16 protein-coding genes are annotated in these 14722 nt (G+C 42.5%); 9 read left to right on the top strand and 7 right to left on the bottom strand.

Annotated elements, in window-relative coordinates:
- The 4 genes from F0227_RS15945 to F0227_RS15930 form a co-directional block, all read left to right on the top strand.
- Positions 1-673, top strand: a 673-nt coding sequence (locus tag F0227_RS15945) for a 4-hydroxythreonine-4-phosphate dehydrogenase PdxA (protein ID WP_171754235.1), incomplete at its 5' end; no start/stop codon positions are given.
- Positions 670-1473 carry a 16S rRNA (adenine(1518)-N(6)/adenine(1519)-N(6))-dimethyltransferase RsmA gene (gene rsmA / locus F0227_RS15940; protein ID WP_171754234.1) on the top strand — a complete coding sequence of 268 codons (804 nt, stop codon included), beginning with the start codon at positions 670-672 and terminating at the stop codon, positions 1471-1473. The genes F0227_RS15945 and rsmA, both read left to right, overlap by 4 nt.
- Before the next feature lie 24 nt (positions 1474-1497).
- Positions 1498-1878 (top strand): Co2+/Mg2+ efflux protein ApaG, encoded by a 381-nt coding sequence (gene apaG / locus F0227_RS15935; protein ID WP_171754233.1) that lies wholly within the window; start codon positions 1498-1500, stop codon positions 1876-1878.
- A 62-nt stretch (positions 1879-1940) separates the two neighbouring features.
- Positions 1941-2750, top strand: a complete 810-nt coding sequence (locus F0227_RS15930) for a symmetrical bis(5'-nucleosyl)-tetraphosphatase (RefSeq protein ID WP_171754232.1) — start codon at positions 1941-1943, stop codon at positions 2748-2750.
- A gap of 53 nt (positions 2751-2803) precedes the next feature.
- On the opposite strand, the gene folA is transcribed toward F0227_RS15930, so the two are convergent.
- From folA to rplU, 6 genes are all read right to left on the bottom strand, one after another.
- The gene (folA, locus tag F0227_RS15925) at positions 2804-3286 is read right to left on the bottom strand and encodes a type 3 dihydrofolate reductase (protein WP_171754231.1); all 483 of its coding nucleotides are present in this window, start codon (positions 3284-3286) and stop codon (positions 2804-2806) included.
- 52 nt (positions 3287-3338) lie between these two features.
- On the bottom strand, positions 3339-3821 hold the full coding sequence (locus tag F0227_RS15920; protein ID WP_171754230.1) for a threonine/serine exporter family protein: 483 nt from the start codon (positions 3819-3821) through the stop codon (positions 3339-3341).
- Positions 3803-4588 (bottom strand): threonine/serine exporter family protein, encoded by a 786-nt coding sequence (locus tag F0227_RS15915; RefSeq protein WP_171754229.1) that lies wholly within the window; start codon positions 4586-4588, stop codon positions 3803-3805. Before F0227_RS15915 ends, F0227_RS15920 begins: the two co-directional genes overlap by 19 nt.
- Before the next feature lie 311 nt (positions 4589-4899).
- The gene (gene cgtA, locus F0227_RS15910) at positions 4900-6072 is read right to left on the bottom strand and encodes an Obg family GTPase CgtA (RefSeq protein ID WP_171754228.1); all 1173 of its coding nucleotides are present in this window, start codon (positions 6070-6072) and stop codon (positions 4900-4902) included.
- Positions 6073-6366: 294 nt separating this feature from the next.
- Positions 6367-6624 (bottom strand): 50S ribosomal protein L27, encoded by a 258-nt coding sequence (rpmA, locus tag F0227_RS15905; protein WP_171754227.1) that lies wholly within the window; start codon positions 6622-6624, stop codon positions 6367-6369.
- Positions 6625-6645: 21 nt separating this feature from the next.
- Positions 6646-6957 carry a 50S ribosomal protein L21 gene (gene rplU / locus F0227_RS15900; RefSeq protein WP_171754226.1) on the bottom strand — a complete coding sequence of 104 codons (312 nt, stop codon included), beginning with the start codon at positions 6955-6957 and terminating at the stop codon, positions 6646-6648.
- A gap of 273 nt (positions 6958-7230) precedes the next feature.
- Here rplU and ispB point away from each other — a divergent pair, with 273 nt between their 5' ends.
- The gene (gene ispB / locus F0227_RS15895) at positions 7231-8202 is read left to right on the top strand and encodes an octaprenyl diphosphate synthase (RefSeq protein WP_171754225.1); all 972 of its coding nucleotides are present in this window, start codon (positions 7231-7233) and stop codon (positions 8200-8202) included.
- Between the two features lie 76 nt (positions 8203-8278).
- Here the strand turns inward: ispB and mdh are convergent, their stop codons facing one another.
- Positions 8279-9214, bottom strand: a complete 936-nt coding sequence (gene mdh / locus F0227_RS15890; RefSeq protein ID WP_171754224.1) for a malate dehydrogenase — start codon at positions 9212-9214, stop codon at positions 8279-8281.
- A gap of 339 nt (positions 9215-9553) precedes the next feature.
- Here mdh and argR point away from each other — a divergent pair, with 339 nt between their 5' ends.
- The 4 genes from argR to F0227_RS15870 all read left to right on the top strand — a co-directional run bounded on the left by argR (position 9554) and on the right by F0227_RS15870 (position 14716).
- Complete coding sequence (argR, locus tag F0227_RS15885) at positions 9554-10024, top strand: transcriptional regulator ArgR (RefSeq protein WP_171754223.1); 471 nt, start codon at positions 9554-9556, stop codon at positions 10022-10024.
- A gap of 356 nt (positions 10025-10380) precedes the next feature.
- Entirely contained in the window at positions 10381-11349 is a 969-nt protein-coding gene (locus F0227_RS15880) for a TAXI family TRAP transporter solute-binding subunit (protein ID WP_171754222.1), read from the top strand.
- A 249-nt stretch (positions 11350-11598) separates the two neighbouring features.
- Positions 11599-14178: a TRAP transporter permease gene (locus F0227_RS15875; protein WP_171754221.1), complete on the top strand. Its 2580-nt coding sequence runs from the start codon at positions 11599-11601 to the stop codon at positions 14176-14178.
- Positions 14179-14278: 100 nt separating this feature from the next.
- The gene (locus tag F0227_RS15870; protein ID WP_171754220.1) at positions 14279-14716 is read left to right on the top strand and encodes a universal stress protein; all 438 of its coding nucleotides are present in this window, start codon (positions 14279-14281) and stop codon (positions 14714-14716) included.
- Positions 14717-14722: the final 6 nt, after the last annotated feature.

The raw sequence follows: 14722 nt of genomic DNA, 5'->3' as shown, positions 1-14722 counted from the left end.
GCAACAAGCTGACACTGTATTAGGTATGTATCACGACCAAGTGCTGCCAGTTTTAAAATACAAAGGCTTTGGACGTTCAGTTAATATTACTCTTGGTCTACCCTATGTTCTTAAAACGTTAGAAAGAGCAACATATGGCTGCATGGACGGCGAGTTTGACGCAGTAGTTACCGGTCCGGTTCATAAAGGCATAATTAATCGGGCAGGTGTTGCGTTTAGTGGTCATACTGAATTTTTTGCCGAGAAGTCAAACACTCCTCTAGTTGTCATGATGCTGGCTACAGAAGGATTAAGAGTGGCATTGGTGACAACCCATCTGCCTCTTAATTATATTTCAAAAGCCGTTACAGCAGAGCGTCTAGAGAGTATAATCCGCATCCTTCATAGCGATTTAGTCACTAAGTTCGCTATTAAACAGCCTAAAATATTTGTTTGTGGACTCAATCCGCAACAAGCTGACACTGTATTAGGTATGTATCACGACCAAGTGCTGCCAGTTTTAAAATACAAAGGCTTTGGACGTTCAGTTAATATTACTCTTGGTCTACCCTTTATAAGAACATCTGTTGATCATGGTACTGCACTAGATCTAGCAGCAACAGGGCAAGCGGATACAGGAAGTTTCCAAACAGCTCTACAATACGCAATTGAATTAGTTGAGAAGAAAAAATGAGAAATGATGTCCACTTAGGACACAAAGCGCGTAAACGTTTTGGTCAAAACTTCCTAAATGATCCATATATTATTGATGGCATCGTTTCTGCTATCAATCCAAGACCCGGACAAAACTTGGTCGAGATTGGTCCCGGCTTAGGAGCCATTACAGAGCCAGTAGGAAAAGAAGTCGATAAGTTCACGGTTATTGAATTAGACCGAGACCTTGCTGAGCGCTTACGTAATCACCCTGATTTAGCTTCAAAACTCACCATACACGAAGGTGATGCGATGAAGTTCGATTTTACTCAACTGGTTAAGCCAAACAACAAACTGCGCATATTTGGAAATTTGCCTTACAATATTTCTACGCCACTCATGTTTCACTTATTCGAATTTCATAAAGAAATTCAGGATATGCATTTTATGTTGCAAAAAGAAGTCGTGAATAGACTTGCAGCAGGACCGGGTACAAAAGCGTACGGACGCTTAACGGTTATGGCACAGTACTTCTGTAAAGTAACCCCAGTACTAGAGGTACCACCGACCGCATTTGTGCCGCCACCAAAAGTAGATTCTGCGGTTGTACGACTCTCTCCTTATGAAGAGTTACCTCACCCAGCGACCAGCTTGAAGTGGCTGGACAAAGTATGCCGAGATGGTTTTAATCAACGCAGAAAAACCGTAAGAAATTGCTACAAAGGCTTGCTGGATACTGAGACGTTGGAGAGCTTAGGCGTCAACCCATCAATGAGGCCAGAAAACTTAACACTTAAGCAGTTTGTCGATATGGCAAACTGGTTAGACGCAGACAGATAACAATCGAAACGTAATGAGGTTAACATGGATGTTACTCAGCCTTGTGTAAAATGTCAGGTTCATAGCAAGTATATAGCCGAGCAATCTCAACCAGATAAGAACCGCTATATATTCGCCTACATCATTACAATTAAAAACCTCAGCAATCAACAAGTTCAATTGATGGAGCGACGTTGGGTCATTACAGACTCTAACGGAAAGCAGCTAACGGTAGAAGGGGAAGGAGTGGTTGGACAGCAACCTATTATTGATGCATACGATGAATACACCTATACCAGTGCAACAGCCATTAAAACACCAGTAGGCTCCATGCAAGGGCTGTATGTTATGCAAGATCAACATGGCGAAGAGTTTAACTGCGTTATAGAGCCATTTAGCTTAGCCATTCCCAATATACTTAATTAGCGATCGCACTGTTAATCAGCGCTTAATCAAGCAACACACTTACCAGCAGATAGAGAGATACTGTGGCGAACTATATAGTCGGAGATATACAAGGCTGTTTCGATGAATTACAGCAACTACTAAAAAAAGCCGATTTTTCGCCAAAGCATGACACCATATGGTTTGCCGGAGATTTAGTCGCTCGAGGCCCTAAATCGCTAGAAACACTTCGATTTGTAAAGTCTCTTGGTCACTCAGCTATTACTGTACTAGGTAACCACGACCTGCACCTGCTTGCGATTTCGTTAGGGATCCACCCTGCGAAGAAGAAAGACAAAACCGGAAATATTTTCTCTTCCGACGATAAAGACGAGCTAATGGATTGGCTTCGTAAGCAGCCTTTAATGGCTGAGCATGATGATTTTGTCGTCTGTCATGCAGGTATTTCACCGCAGTGGAATTTAAAACGAGCTCGGGCAGCCGCACAGGAAGTAGAAGAGATTCTAAAAGGTGACAATTGGCCAGCGCTTATTGCAGAGATGTATTCAAATACTCCAGATCTCTGGAGTAACAAGCTACAAGGTATTGAACGCCATCGCTATATTATCAACGCCTTTACCCGAATGCGATACTGCTTTGCAGACGGGCGTTTAGATATGCTCTGCAAACAACCTCCCAGCGAGATCAATAAAGATGAGCTGATTCCTTGGTTTAAAATTAAAAATAGGAAAAAGGTAAAGAAAACGATCTTATTTGGACACTGGGCTGCACTAATGGGCTGTCAACGCAAAGACGTCATTGGATTGGACACAGGTTGCGTTTGGGGAGGCGAACTCACCATGATTCGCTGGGAAGACAAAACCTTTTTTACTCAACAAAGCTTACAGAAATAGTGTGTGGCAACAGAACGTCGACACACACTCTCCATCGTATGCAGTAAACCGAGCTACTTCTTATCTAGAATAGTAAATCTCATATCGTAGCGATTTTTCTCATCCGCTTTATAGCACTCAGAGAAACTCTCACTCCAACTGTCTCCCCAGTCTGGAAATTGGGTATCACCGTTAACGTCCAAATCAATATGCGTCAAATAAAGTCGTTCTGCTTGTGGTAAACACGCTTGATAGATGGAGCCCCCGCCAATAATCATCACTTCTTCAGCATCTCTAACCTGTTGAAAAGCATCTTCTATTGAAGCTACCATCATAACGCCATCAAATATTAAATTAGCATCGCGGCTAATAACAATGTTATCTCTTCCTGGAAGTGGCCGCCCGATGGATTCAAACGTTTTTCGTCCCATAATGACAGGCTTACCTAAAGTACAACGTTTAAACCAAGCAAAGTCAGCGGGTAAATGCCAAGGCATTTGGTTATCGATACCAATAATGCGATTTTTGGCCATCGCAGCGATCATACTAATTTTCATTCACTTACCCTTTTCATTGACTCTAGCCGACAAATTGTCTTATCAAATTCCATCATACTACGGGACGACGACGGTAAAATAGCAGACCAGGCATTGCTAAACCAATCGCCAAACCCGCTATCATAAACATGGCTTTCAAAAAGTTTTCCATCAAAATAGACAGTAATTCAGGCGTGTAGCCTAAATGATTGATCTCCACCAGAGCAATCATAGCTTTAAAGGCATACACCCCGGGAATCATAGGAATTAATGCGGCGACAGTAAATACTTTTGGATGAGCTAAAAACTTATGAGACCAGTGCACACCAATCATACCGACCATTGTCGCGGCAAAAAAAGTCGCCCACTCAATCGGAATACCAAATTCCATCATCATAAACCGAGCGCCGTGCCCTAATGCGCCACCAACCGCGCAATAAATGAGCGCCTTTTGTGGAACATTAAAGACTAATGCAAACCCCACCGCTGGGATAGCGGCAAAAAACATATCGTTTATCAGTGCGAGTAATATTTCCATTAACTGACCCATCCCCATACACCCGCTAATGTCATTGCACCAACGATACCCAAGGAGGTCGCTAACGTCAGCATGCTCCCCATAACAAAACGCGCAATACCCATATTGATATACCCTTTAACAATGTCAGAGACAGAGTTGATCAAAGGAAAACCAGGAACCAACATTAATACCGACGACGCCATGGCGATAAACGGCTGATTGCCAATATCATAAATAACCGCCTGAGCAGAGATCAACGTCGTCACAAATGCAGTAACAGCGAAATTAAGCAGTGGATTGAAATGACGATGACCGATCTCTTGTCTAACGATCATACCGATAGAGGAAGCTAAAAATGTGACAGAAAAGACTGACCAATCTCCACCAGCTAAATGACTAAAACAGGCACACGATAAACCAATCATCACCACCACTAACCAACGGTTATACCGTTCTGGGTTTATCTGATTGAGACGGTTCGTCGCAAGAGCAGCGTTAAGCACGCCCTTTTCCATCATGATACAGATGCGTTGAATTTGGGTTATCACACGCATATTAATACCACGATCCGCACAGCGTCGCGTGGTTGTCATACAACGATCGTCAATAAAGGTCGTCACAACTAACGAACTCGCAGACAAGGAGACTTCAACCTCGTCCGCTCCTCCAGCCTTCCCCATACGGCACATAATATCATTGACCAAAGTACTCTCTGCACCATGAGCCAATAACATCTGTCCCGCTTGTGCGACTAATCGTGACAAGGTTCTCTGCTTCTCTTCCTGAGCTATTTGCTCTTCCATTAAGCCTCCCAACTCTCTGCACTTAACCAACTAATTTACTAACCTAGTTATCTAATTTAAACCGATGAATTCTATTCACTCTTCAGTCAATACAGAATCCTAATTCCATGAAAAGAAAGCGGCCCGAGGATCAAACGTAAGTGGGCTAAGAGAACCATTTTCTAAGCGCTCCAGCTCTCTTAAGCGATTCGCCAATTCGAGTTCATACTGACCAGATAAGCCGTGCTTTAGGTTAAATAACCGATTGATTATATATAAATAAAAATAAAAAAACCGCAATGGATTATTGCGGTTTTTATCAATCTTATTTATCAGTCACGAACATAGATAACGTGGCCGTCATCTTCATCGTCGTCATCCCAATCATCATCCCAGTCGTCTTCAGTAATCACATCTTTGCCAGACATCGCATCTTTATGATAATCATCCCACATAAAGTCGACTTTCTCTTCTTCAGACTGTTCTATCTCTTCTCTCGGAAGTGATTCCATAAAGTCAGCTAATTTGTAGCAAAGCTCTTTGGTACCTTGCTTATTCACAGCTGAAATTTTGAAGTAGCGATCTTCCCAACCTAGCGCTTCTATGATCTCATTGATCTTCTCATCAGCCTCTTCTTCAGGCATCAGGTCTGTTTTGTTAAATACTAACCAGCGCGGCTTTTGAGATACTTTTTCACTGTATTGCTCTAACTCGTCGATTATTGTTAGTGCATTTTGTACAGGATCACTGCCATCAATTGGCAAGATATCGATCATATGCAGCAATACTCGACAGCGCTCTAAGTGCTTTAAGAAACGGATGCCTAAACCCGCGCCATCAGCAGCACCCTCTATAAGTCCCGGAATATCCGCAACAACAAAACTCTTTTCAGGAACCACACTCACAACCCCTAAACTAGGAATAAGAGTCGTAAACGGATAATCCGCTACTTTTGGCTTCGCTGCTGAAACAGAACGAATAAATGTTGATTTTCCAGCATTAGGCAGACCAAGCATACCGACATCAGCCAATAACAGTAGCTCCAAACGAAGTTCTCTAACTTCACCTTTTGTGCCTAAGGTTTTTTGACGAGGAGCACGGTTAACTGAAGATTTAAAGCGTGTATTGCCTAAACCATGCCAGCCACCTTTTGCGACCATAATTTTTTTGCCATGCTCGGCGACTTCGCCAACCACTTCATTGGTATGAATATCAACAGCTCGTGTACCTACAGGTACTTTCATGACGATATCCTGGCCGCGCTTACCTGTGCAATTACCACCGCTGCCATTTTTACCACGCTCAGCAGCATAAAAACGCTGAAAACGATAATCGATAAGTGTATTTAGGTTTTCGTCAGCGAGAATGTAAACATCACCACCATCACCACCATCACCACCATCAGGGCCGCCTTTGGTTATAAACTTTTCACGCCAGAAGCTAACAATGCCACTACCGCCATCACCCGCTTCTACTTTAACAACTGCTTCATCAACGAATTTCATTTTTTACTCCACACAGGGGGGCAGTATCACTCTCTTTTGATACTGACCAATCATTTCAGTTATTTGATCCACAAATAATCTGCCATGATCTAGATAACCTAATTTTAGCAGATCCAAACACCAATCAGATCGATCACCTGAGATCCAATGCTATCTGCCTAATAAAACATAAAGAAAGAGACGCGAATAGTATCTCTTTCTTTATGCTTTTGGTCTGTTTCAATAAAACCCAGCTCATATAAATAAAAAACCCCGCCTAATCGGCAGGGCTTTTAAATTCAGCGTGAAACCAAATTACTCAGTTTCAATGCTTACGAACTTACGGTTTTTAGGACCTTTAACTTCGAATTTCACTTTACCTTCAGATAGAGCGAAAAGAGTATGGTCTTTACCGATACCAACGTTAGTGCCAGCGTGGAACTTAGTACCACGTTGACGAACGATGATGTTACCCGCTAGAACTGATTCACCACCGAAACGCTTGACACCAAGACGTTTACTTTCTGAATCACGACCGTTACGAGTAGAACCGCCAGCTTTTTTGTGTGCCATTGTATATCTCTCCTAACCGAATTAAGCGCTGATGCCAGTGATTTTCACTTCAGTGAACCACTGACGGTGGCCTTGTTGTTTACGAGAGTGCTTACGACGACGGAACTTAACGATTTTAACTTTATCGCCACGTCCGTGCTTAACCACTTCCGCAGTTACTTTACCGCCCTCAACAAGAGGTGCACCAACAGCGATTTCTTCGCCATTAGCAACCATAAGAACAGTATCGAACTCAACTGTTGCGCCAGTTTCAACGTCTAATTTTTCTAAACGAAGGGTTTGACCTTCGCTTACTCGGTGTTGTTTACCACCAGATTGGAAAACAGCGTACATTTTTTACTCCGCTTTTTCCGCACAGCCTTTTGCTATCAAATTCAAGCATTTCGGGTGTGCGCTAAACTAATCATCAATAGGGCGCAGATTCTACGTGAATGAACGTCCCATGACAAGCCATATTTTTAAAAAATTGGCGAAATGCTAATCGCCAATGGAAAGTGGGAGGATCATGCCTACGAATTATGTATTTATCAATGTTTTTTAGTGTAAAATCTATCAAAAATTACAATCACTAAAGCCTTATATAGGTTAACCTCAGCCGGAACTAACATGGATTTTAAAGCTATCCAAGCGCTTACAGCCAATGATATGGCAAAAGTAAATGAGATAATTCAAGCTCAACTTAACTCTGAAGTCACTTTAATTAACCAATTGGGCTTTTATATTGTCAGCGGTGGCGGAAAGCGCCTGAGACCGCTTCTGGCGATTCTTTCTGCCAAAGCATTAGGTTACCAAGGAAAAGATCACACAATGGCCGCAGCTTTTGTTGAGTTTATCCATACCGCAACCCTTCTTCATGATGACGTGGTTGACGAATCGGATATGCGCAGAGGAAAAGCAACCGCCAATGAAGCGTTTGGTAATGCAGCAAGTGTATTAGTAGGCGACTATATATACACCCGCTCCTTCCAGATGATGACCAGCTTAGGATCTTTAAAGATCCTCGCGTTAATGAGTGAAGCAGTAAATGTCATCGCTGAAGGCGAAGTTCAGCAGCTGATCAACTGTAATGATCCTGATACCAGCGAAGAGAGCTATATGCAGGTCATCTACTCTAAGACCGCAAGACTATTTGAAGCCGCGACCCAAATTGGTGCGATATTGACGGACTCTTCAGAAGAAATAGAAGTCGCCTTACAAAACTACGGTAAATATCTTGGTACAGCATTCCAGCTTATTGACGATGTACTCGACTACACCGCGGATGGTAAAGAGATGGGCAAAAATGTTGGCGATGATCTTGCCGAAGGAAAACCTACTCTGCCTCTATTATACGCAATGAGAAATGGTAACGAAGAACAGCAACAGGTTATTCGTGAGGCGATAGAGAAAGCAAACGGTATGGATAAGCTGGATTACATTCTTAAGGCAATGGAACAAACAGGCTCACTGCAATACACCACTGAATTGGCTTATAAAGAAGCAGATAAAGCTATTGCTGAGCTGTCCGTCGTTCCTGACTCTGAATATAAAGAAGCCTTAATCGCTCTTGCACATTTGGCGGTTAAGCGAAATAAGTAGTAATAAATAAGCAGAGAACAAAACCAAAAAAGGTCAGACTATAAGCAGTCTGACCTTTTCTTTTAGATGGTAGATATTATTTCGCGAACTCTTCGCCTTTAACAATATCGCCGTTTAGAGTATCCATCATGCCATCAAGGGCATCTTTTTCAAATGCACTTAGCTCACCGTAGCTAAGTACTTCTTCAACACCCTCTTTGCCTAGTTTAACTGGCTGAGCAAAGAAACGAGTATGGTCTCCAGGGCCTTCAACATAAGCACACTCAACAACGTTCTCTTCGCCATTTAGTGCTTTCACCAATGAGATACCAAAACGACATGCCGCTTGACCCATTGAAAGTGTTGCAGAGCCACCGCCCGCTTTTGCTTCAACAACTTCGGTACCTGCGTTTTGGATACGAACAGTCAATGCTGCAATTTCTTCATCGGTAAACTCTACGCCTTTAACTTGAGACAGTAGAGGAAGAATTGTCACACCAGAGTGACCACCAATAACAGGAACACGAATGTCACCTGGATCTTTATCTTTTAGTTCTGCAACAAACGTTTCTGAACGGATAACATCCAGAGTCGTCACACCAAATAGACGACGCTTGTCATATACACCCGCCTTCTTCAACACTTCTGCTGCAATAGGTACCGTTGTGTTTACTGGGTTAGTAATAATACCCACTAAAGCTTTTGGACATACCACTGCAATTTTTTCTGCCAAAGATTTAACGATGCCAGCATTCACATTGAACAGATCAGCACGATCCATTCCAGGCTTGCGAGCAACACCAGCAGAGATAAGAACAACATCTGCACCTTCAAGGGCAGGAGATGGGTCTTCACCAGCGTAACCTTTGATAGAAACAGGCGTAGGGATATGGCTTAAATCAGCAGCGACACCCGGTGTTACAGGTGCAATATCATAAAGGGCTAAATCAGAACCAGCTGGCAAGCGATTTTTAAGTAATAAAGCTAATGCTTGTCCAATGCCTCCTGCGGCTCCAATAACGGCTACTTTCATAGTAGTTCTCCTTGAGATTTTAAGATTAAAGTTTGTGTAGGGTTTCTAATTCTTTTGTTTTACTTGCATAAGAAGAAATTAAATGAATCATGGTTTGATTACAATTAATTAACGTCAGCTTTGCGACGTCGCGCACCTCATCTAGTACGTGCTACAAAAGTCGCATTGAAATCTGAACCTTAGCTTGAAATACTATTGTAACAATTATGTTACGCAATCACGATTAACGAGTTGTCTGATCAGTGACAGGGGCAACAAATTTATGGTGAATATTTGCTGAAATTGCAACTAATGTGAGAAAATGCAAAAACCTCATTATTACCATTGAAACTATCGATCATGCGCAATACAGATAAACAAGATAATTTAGTTAGAGCCTTTAAAGCACTGCTAAAAGAAGAACGCTTTGGATCTCAAGGTGAAATTGTTGATGCCCTCAAACATGAAGGTTTTGAGAATATCAACCAATCCAAAGTCTCTCGAATGCTGACTAAGTTTGGTGCTGTTCGTACTCGAAATGCAAAAATGGAAATGGTTTACTGCCTCCCTGCAGAACTAGGTGTGCCAACAACATCTAGTCCACTACGTGAGTTGGTTCTTGATATCGACCACAACAATGCAATTGTAGTTATCCATACTGGGCCAGGAGCTGCCCAACTTATCGCTCGTTTACTTGACTCACTAGGTAAATCAGAAGGTATTTTAGGCGTCGTTGCAGGTGATGACACTATCTTCATTACGCCGACACTTAACGTTACCACCAAGCAACTATTTGATTCGGTTTGCACACTGTTTGAATACACCGGATAGAGCAAAAAAAGCGATTTTTCTTACAATTCAGAACTTCGTTTTTATTCCGTGATCAAATTCACAGAATCAATAATCGCTTTGCAGAAATCAGTCATTTAAATAAGTGACTGATTTTTTTAACATTATTAACAAATTATTTCCTATATTAGACCTTAGTAGCCCAGCTGTTCCTCCTATCGATTCACGCTTTCATATAATTTCATGCCATTTTTTTGCTATTATGCGGCCACTTTTTCAAGATATGGATTGAAAAAGATGCCGTTTCCAAACAGGAAACTCCTGCATTTACTATGCTTAGTAAACAACGACGTATAGCTCGCTGCGGGGTTCACAATGAATATAAGGAAGGAAAGTTCATGGCATTTAAAAAATTTGTCCAAGTTGGCGCAATTGCCGCCGCAGTAATGGGAGCTGGAGCTGTTTCCGCTCAAGATTTCATTACCATCGGTACCGGTTCAGTAACTGGTGTCTACTACCCAACAGGTGGTGCAATTTGTAAGCTAGTAAATAAAGGCCGCAAAGAGCACAACATTCGCTGTTCAGTAGAATCAACTGGCGGTTCTATCTACAACATCAACACTATTCGTGCTGGTGAACTAGATTTTGGTGTTGTTCAGTCTGATTGGCAGTTCCACGGATACAATGGTTCAAGCAAATTTGAAGCTCAAGGTCCGTACAAAAAACTTCGTTCAATGTTCTCTCTTCACACAGAACCATTTAACATCATTGCTCGCGCAGATTCTGGTATTAACAACGTTGCTGATTTAAAAGGCAAACGCGTGAATATTGGTAACCCAGGTTCGGGTGACCGCGCTACAATGGGTGTTGTTATGGATGCATTTGGCTGGACCAATGATAGCTTTAAACTCGCTTCAGAGTTGAAAGGATCTGAGCGTTCACAAGCTCTTTGTGATAACAAAATTGACGCATTTATCTACATGGTTGGTCACCCAAATGGATCAATCAAAGAAGCAACAACCTCTTGTGATGCAAAACTTGTATCAGCAACAGGTGCTGAAATTGATAAAATCGTTTCACAAAACCCATACTATGCATACACATCTCTACCAGCAGGAACTTACCGCGGTACAGAAGGTGAAGTGAACAGCTTCGGTGTAGCAGCAACTATGGTAACAACAACTGACGTTTCTGACGAAGTAGCCTATAACCTAGCTAAAGCTGTTTTTGAAAACTTTGATACATTCAAACGTTTACACCCAGCCTTTGCTAACCTGAAAAAAGAAGAGATGGTAAAAGCAGGTCTTTCTATCCCTCTTCACCCAGGTGCAGAAAAATACTACAAAGAAGTTGGTTTACTTAAGTAATTGATTTATCAAATTATTGCTTATACTAAGGAGGCGTACGCCTCCTTATCAATTTATAGTAAGAGCAAAATAGCCGCTCTATAACACCATAATATTTTTCAGATTCTTCAACATTTAGTTTTATTCACAGCCAAAACAAACACGATAATTTAAGCGATACTGACAGGTCTATCCTAAAATTATCTATAGTTAATTTTTAAGTAATTTTGGTTTTCGGATAAACGACCATCAAATATAAGGATAAAGTACATGACGCAGACAACCAAACCGTCTCCCGATGTGCAAGAAATGGTGGCACAAGCTGACACTGGAGCCAGAAACCCTGCCGGTATCTCTGGACGTATTTTATGGTTTGTCCCACTTTGCTGGTCACTATTCCAACTTTGGTATGCCTCTCCGCTACCGTTTATTTTTGATTTTGGTGTCCTTAATGACACCCAAGCGCGATCTATTCACTTAACATTTGCTATTTTCTTAGCATTTACTGCCTATCCAGCGTTATCCAACTCCCCGAGGGACAAAGTTCCACTCATTGATTGGGCTCTAGCGCTTGCGGGTAGTTTTTCTGCAGCGTATATCTACATATTTTACGCCGAGCTCGCTGACCGTTCTGGTGCACCAACCACTCCGGATATTGTTGCTGCTGTTATCGGTATGGTACTGCTATTAGAAGCAACACGCAGAGCTTTAGGGCCACCACTGATGGTGGTTGCTGCTGTATTCCTAACTTATACCTTTGCTGGCCCATACATGCCTGATGTTATCGCGCATAAAGGGGCAAGCCTAAATAAGGCCATGTCGCACTTATGGTTAACCACTGAAGGGGTATTCGGTGTTGCATTAGGCGTATCAACCTCGTTTGTATTTTTGTTTGTACTATTTGGTGCCATGCTAGAACGAGCAGGTGCCGGCGCTTACTTTATAAAAGTCGCATTTTCACTACTTGGACATATGCGTGGTGGCCCAGCAAAAGCTGCTGTTGTCGCTTCAGGTCTATCCGGCTTAGTTTCAGGTTCTTCCATTGCAAACGTAGTGACCACTGGTACCTTCACCATTCCGTTGATGAAGCGAGTTGGTTTCCCGGGAACCAAAGCGGGAGCCGTTGAAGTCGCCGCCTCTACAAATGGTCAGCTAACACCACCAATTATGGGAGCCGCAGCTTTCTTAATGGTGGAGTATGTCGGTATTTCCTATGTTGAAGTAATTAAAGCCGCCCTACTTCCTGCGTTAATTTCTTATATCGCTTTACTCTATATTGTTCACCTAGAAGCTTGTAAAGCAGGGATGACAGGTCTTCCACGTCGTCATACACCTAAGTTTATTCATAGCTTGTTGTCATTCAGTGGCACCATATTGGGACTGTGTGTAATAAGTGCCGCTGTATATTACGGTGTAGGTTGGACTAAAGACGTATTTGGTGCAGCAGCAACCCCAATTGTGACTGTCGCTCTGTTACTGGCATATATTGCTCTGGTTCGCATCTCTGCGGCTTACAGCGAGCATGCTCAAATGTCTATCGATGAAGAACTCATCGAAGTACCTGACGCAGGGCCAACCATTAAATCAGGTTTACATTTCTTACTGCCAATCGTGGTATTAGTCTGGTGTCTAACCGTAGAGCGCTTCTCACCAGGATTATCTGCTTTCTGGGCAACGGTATTTATGATCTTTATTTTGATCACTCAACGTCCGTTGTTGGCCTTTTTTGCTAAAGAAGGTGATTTAAAAACGGAGATAAAACGAGGATTTATCGACCTTTCTGAAAGCTTGGTTTCAGGTGCTCGTAATATGATCGGTATCGGGGTAGCAACCGCAGCGGCAGGAACCGTTGTTGGGGTAGTCACCTTAACGGGAATCGGCTTAGTGATGACTGACTTTGTCGAGTTTATATCCGGTGGTAGCGTTATACTGATGTTATTGTTTACCGCCGTAATTAGCTTGGTTCTTGGTATGGGGTTACCCACTACCGCCAACTACATTGTTGTCTCAACGCTAATGGCTCCAGTCATTGTGACTCTTGGTGCTGCTCACGGGTTAATTATTCCGTTAATCGCCGTTCACCTATTTGTCTTTTACTTCGGTATCTTGGCGGATGACACGCCACCTGTTGGTCTGGCCGCTTTTGCTGCCGCAGCAATCGCAAAATCGGATCCAATAAGAACCGGTATTCAAGGCTTCACCTACGATATCCGAACAGCGATATTACCGTTTATGTTTGTTTTCAATACCCAGTTGTTGATGATGGGCATTGATACTTGGTGGCACTTGCTGCTAACAGTACTGTCAGCCACCTTGGCGATGTTGATATTCTCAGCAGCAACGCAAGGTTGGTGGTTCACTAAAAACAAATGGTGGGAAACGCTATTACTTCTTGCTCTCACCTTCACCTTCTTCCGTCCCGGTTTTTGGTGGGATATGCTTTATCCTGAAAAAGAACTTCATCCAGGAGTTGAGATAGCTCAAATTACTGAAAATCTCGATGTGGGACAATCACTTGAACTTCGTGTCTCTGGTGAGAACTTAGAAGGTAATTATCTAGAGAGAACAGTACTGTTACCATTTGATGATCATGCTGAAACAGCGGATGAACGGATATCTTCGATGGGGCTAATGCTACTAGAATCAGACGGCAAAATGATTGTCGATATGGTCGAGTTTGGTAGCCCTGCAGAGTCCGCAGGTATCGATTTTGATTGGGAGATTCAGTCTGTAATAATAGATGCAGAACGCCCAATGAAAGAGTGGGTATTTTTACCTGCAATGCTATTACTCATTGGTCTAGGCTTTAATCAGAGACGTCGCGCAAGTAAGGATGAGCTTCGCGCGTAGAAGGGGTTGGAACCAATAGTAACGATATTGGTTCCGCTATTTTACCGGAAAGGGATGCTTTAGAGCGAACCGCTCTTCCCCCCATAATGAGAATATAAAAATGTATAAACAGATCCTTGTTCCAGTAGATCTTAATGATAAAGGCTTTTCAGATAGAGCTGTTGAGTTAGCAGTATGGCATGCAAAGAATTCCAATGCAGAAGTACATTTGCTCACAGTGTTACCGGGAATACATATGTCAATGGTTGCGACCTACTTCCCTAAAGATGCAGCAAAACAGATGAAAACGGATGTGAAAAATCAGTTACAAAAGTTTGCTGAAACACATATTAAAGAAGATGTTATCTATAAAACTCACGTAGCAGAAGGTAAGCCTTATGCCACCATTCTTAAATATGCGGTTAAGCTTGGCGCAGATCTTATCGTCATGCCTAGCCATAAGCGTTCTAAAGTGGACAAAGTCGTACTGGGGTCTGTTGCTAGCAAAGTGGTACAGAACTCACCGATCAACGTTTTGGTCGTTAAACCGCAAGGATAGATAGTG

It is taken from the genome of Vibrio sp. 99-8-1 (assembly GCF_013114595.1).
In the GTDB taxonomy this organism is placed as follows: Bacteria; Pseudomonadota; Gammaproteobacteria; order Enterobacterales; family Vibrionaceae; genus Vibrio.
Note: the sequence above shows the minus strand (reverse complement) of the source record. Positions and strands in the feature narration are given on the sequence as shown.

Coding starts and splice junctions, on each gene's coding strand:
- F0227_RS15915 (WP_171754229.1), bottom strand. CDS start 4,588: ATGGAAGAGCAAATAGCTCAGGAAGAGAAGCAGAGAACCTTGTCACGA.
- F0227_RS15870 (WP_171754220.1), top strand. CDS start 14,279: ATGTATAAACAGATCCTTGTTCCAGTAGATCTTAATGATAAAGGCTTT.
- rpmA (WP_171754227.1), bottom strand. CDS start 6,624: ATGGCACACAAAAAAGCTGGCGGTTCTACTCGTAACGGTCGTGATTCA.
- rsmA (WP_171754234.1), top strand. CDS start 670: ATGAGAAATGATGTCCACTTAGGACACAAAGCGCGTAAACGTTTTGGT.
- argR (WP_171754223.1), top strand. CDS start 9,554: ATGCGCAATACAGATAAACAAGATAATTTAGTTAGAGCCTTTAAAGCA.
- F0227_RS15875 (WP_171754221.1), top strand. CDS start 11,599: ATGACGCAGACAACCAAACCGTCTCCCGATGTGCAAGAAATGGTGGCA.
- F0227_RS15880 (WP_171754222.1), top strand. CDS start 10,381: ATGGCATTTAAAAAATTTGTCCAAGTTGGCGCAATTGCCGCCGCAGTA.
- cgtA (WP_171754228.1), bottom strand. CDS start 6,072: ATGAAATTCGTTGATGAAGCAGTTGTTAAAGTAGAAGCGGGTGATGGC.
- apaG (WP_171754233.1), top strand. CDS start 1,498: ATGGATGTTACTCAGCCTTGTGTAAAATGTCAGGTTCATAGCAAGTAT.
- folA (WP_171754231.1), bottom strand. CDS start 3,286: ATGAAAATTAGTATGATCGCTGCGATGGCCAAAAATCGCATTATTGGT.
- F0227_RS15920 (WP_171754230.1), bottom strand. CDS start 3,821: ATGGGGATGGGTCAGTTAATGGAAATATTACTCGCACTGATAAACGAT.
- ispB (WP_171754225.1), top strand. CDS start 7,231: ATGGATTTTAAAGCTATCCAAGCGCTTACAGCCAATGATATGGCAAAA.
- rplU (WP_171754226.1), bottom strand. CDS start 6,957: ATGTACGCTGTTTTCCAATCTGGTGGTAAACAACACCGAGTAAGCGAA.
- mdh (WP_171754224.1), bottom strand. CDS start 9,214: ATGAAAGTAGCCGTTATTGGAGCCGCAGGAGGCATTGGACAAGCATTA.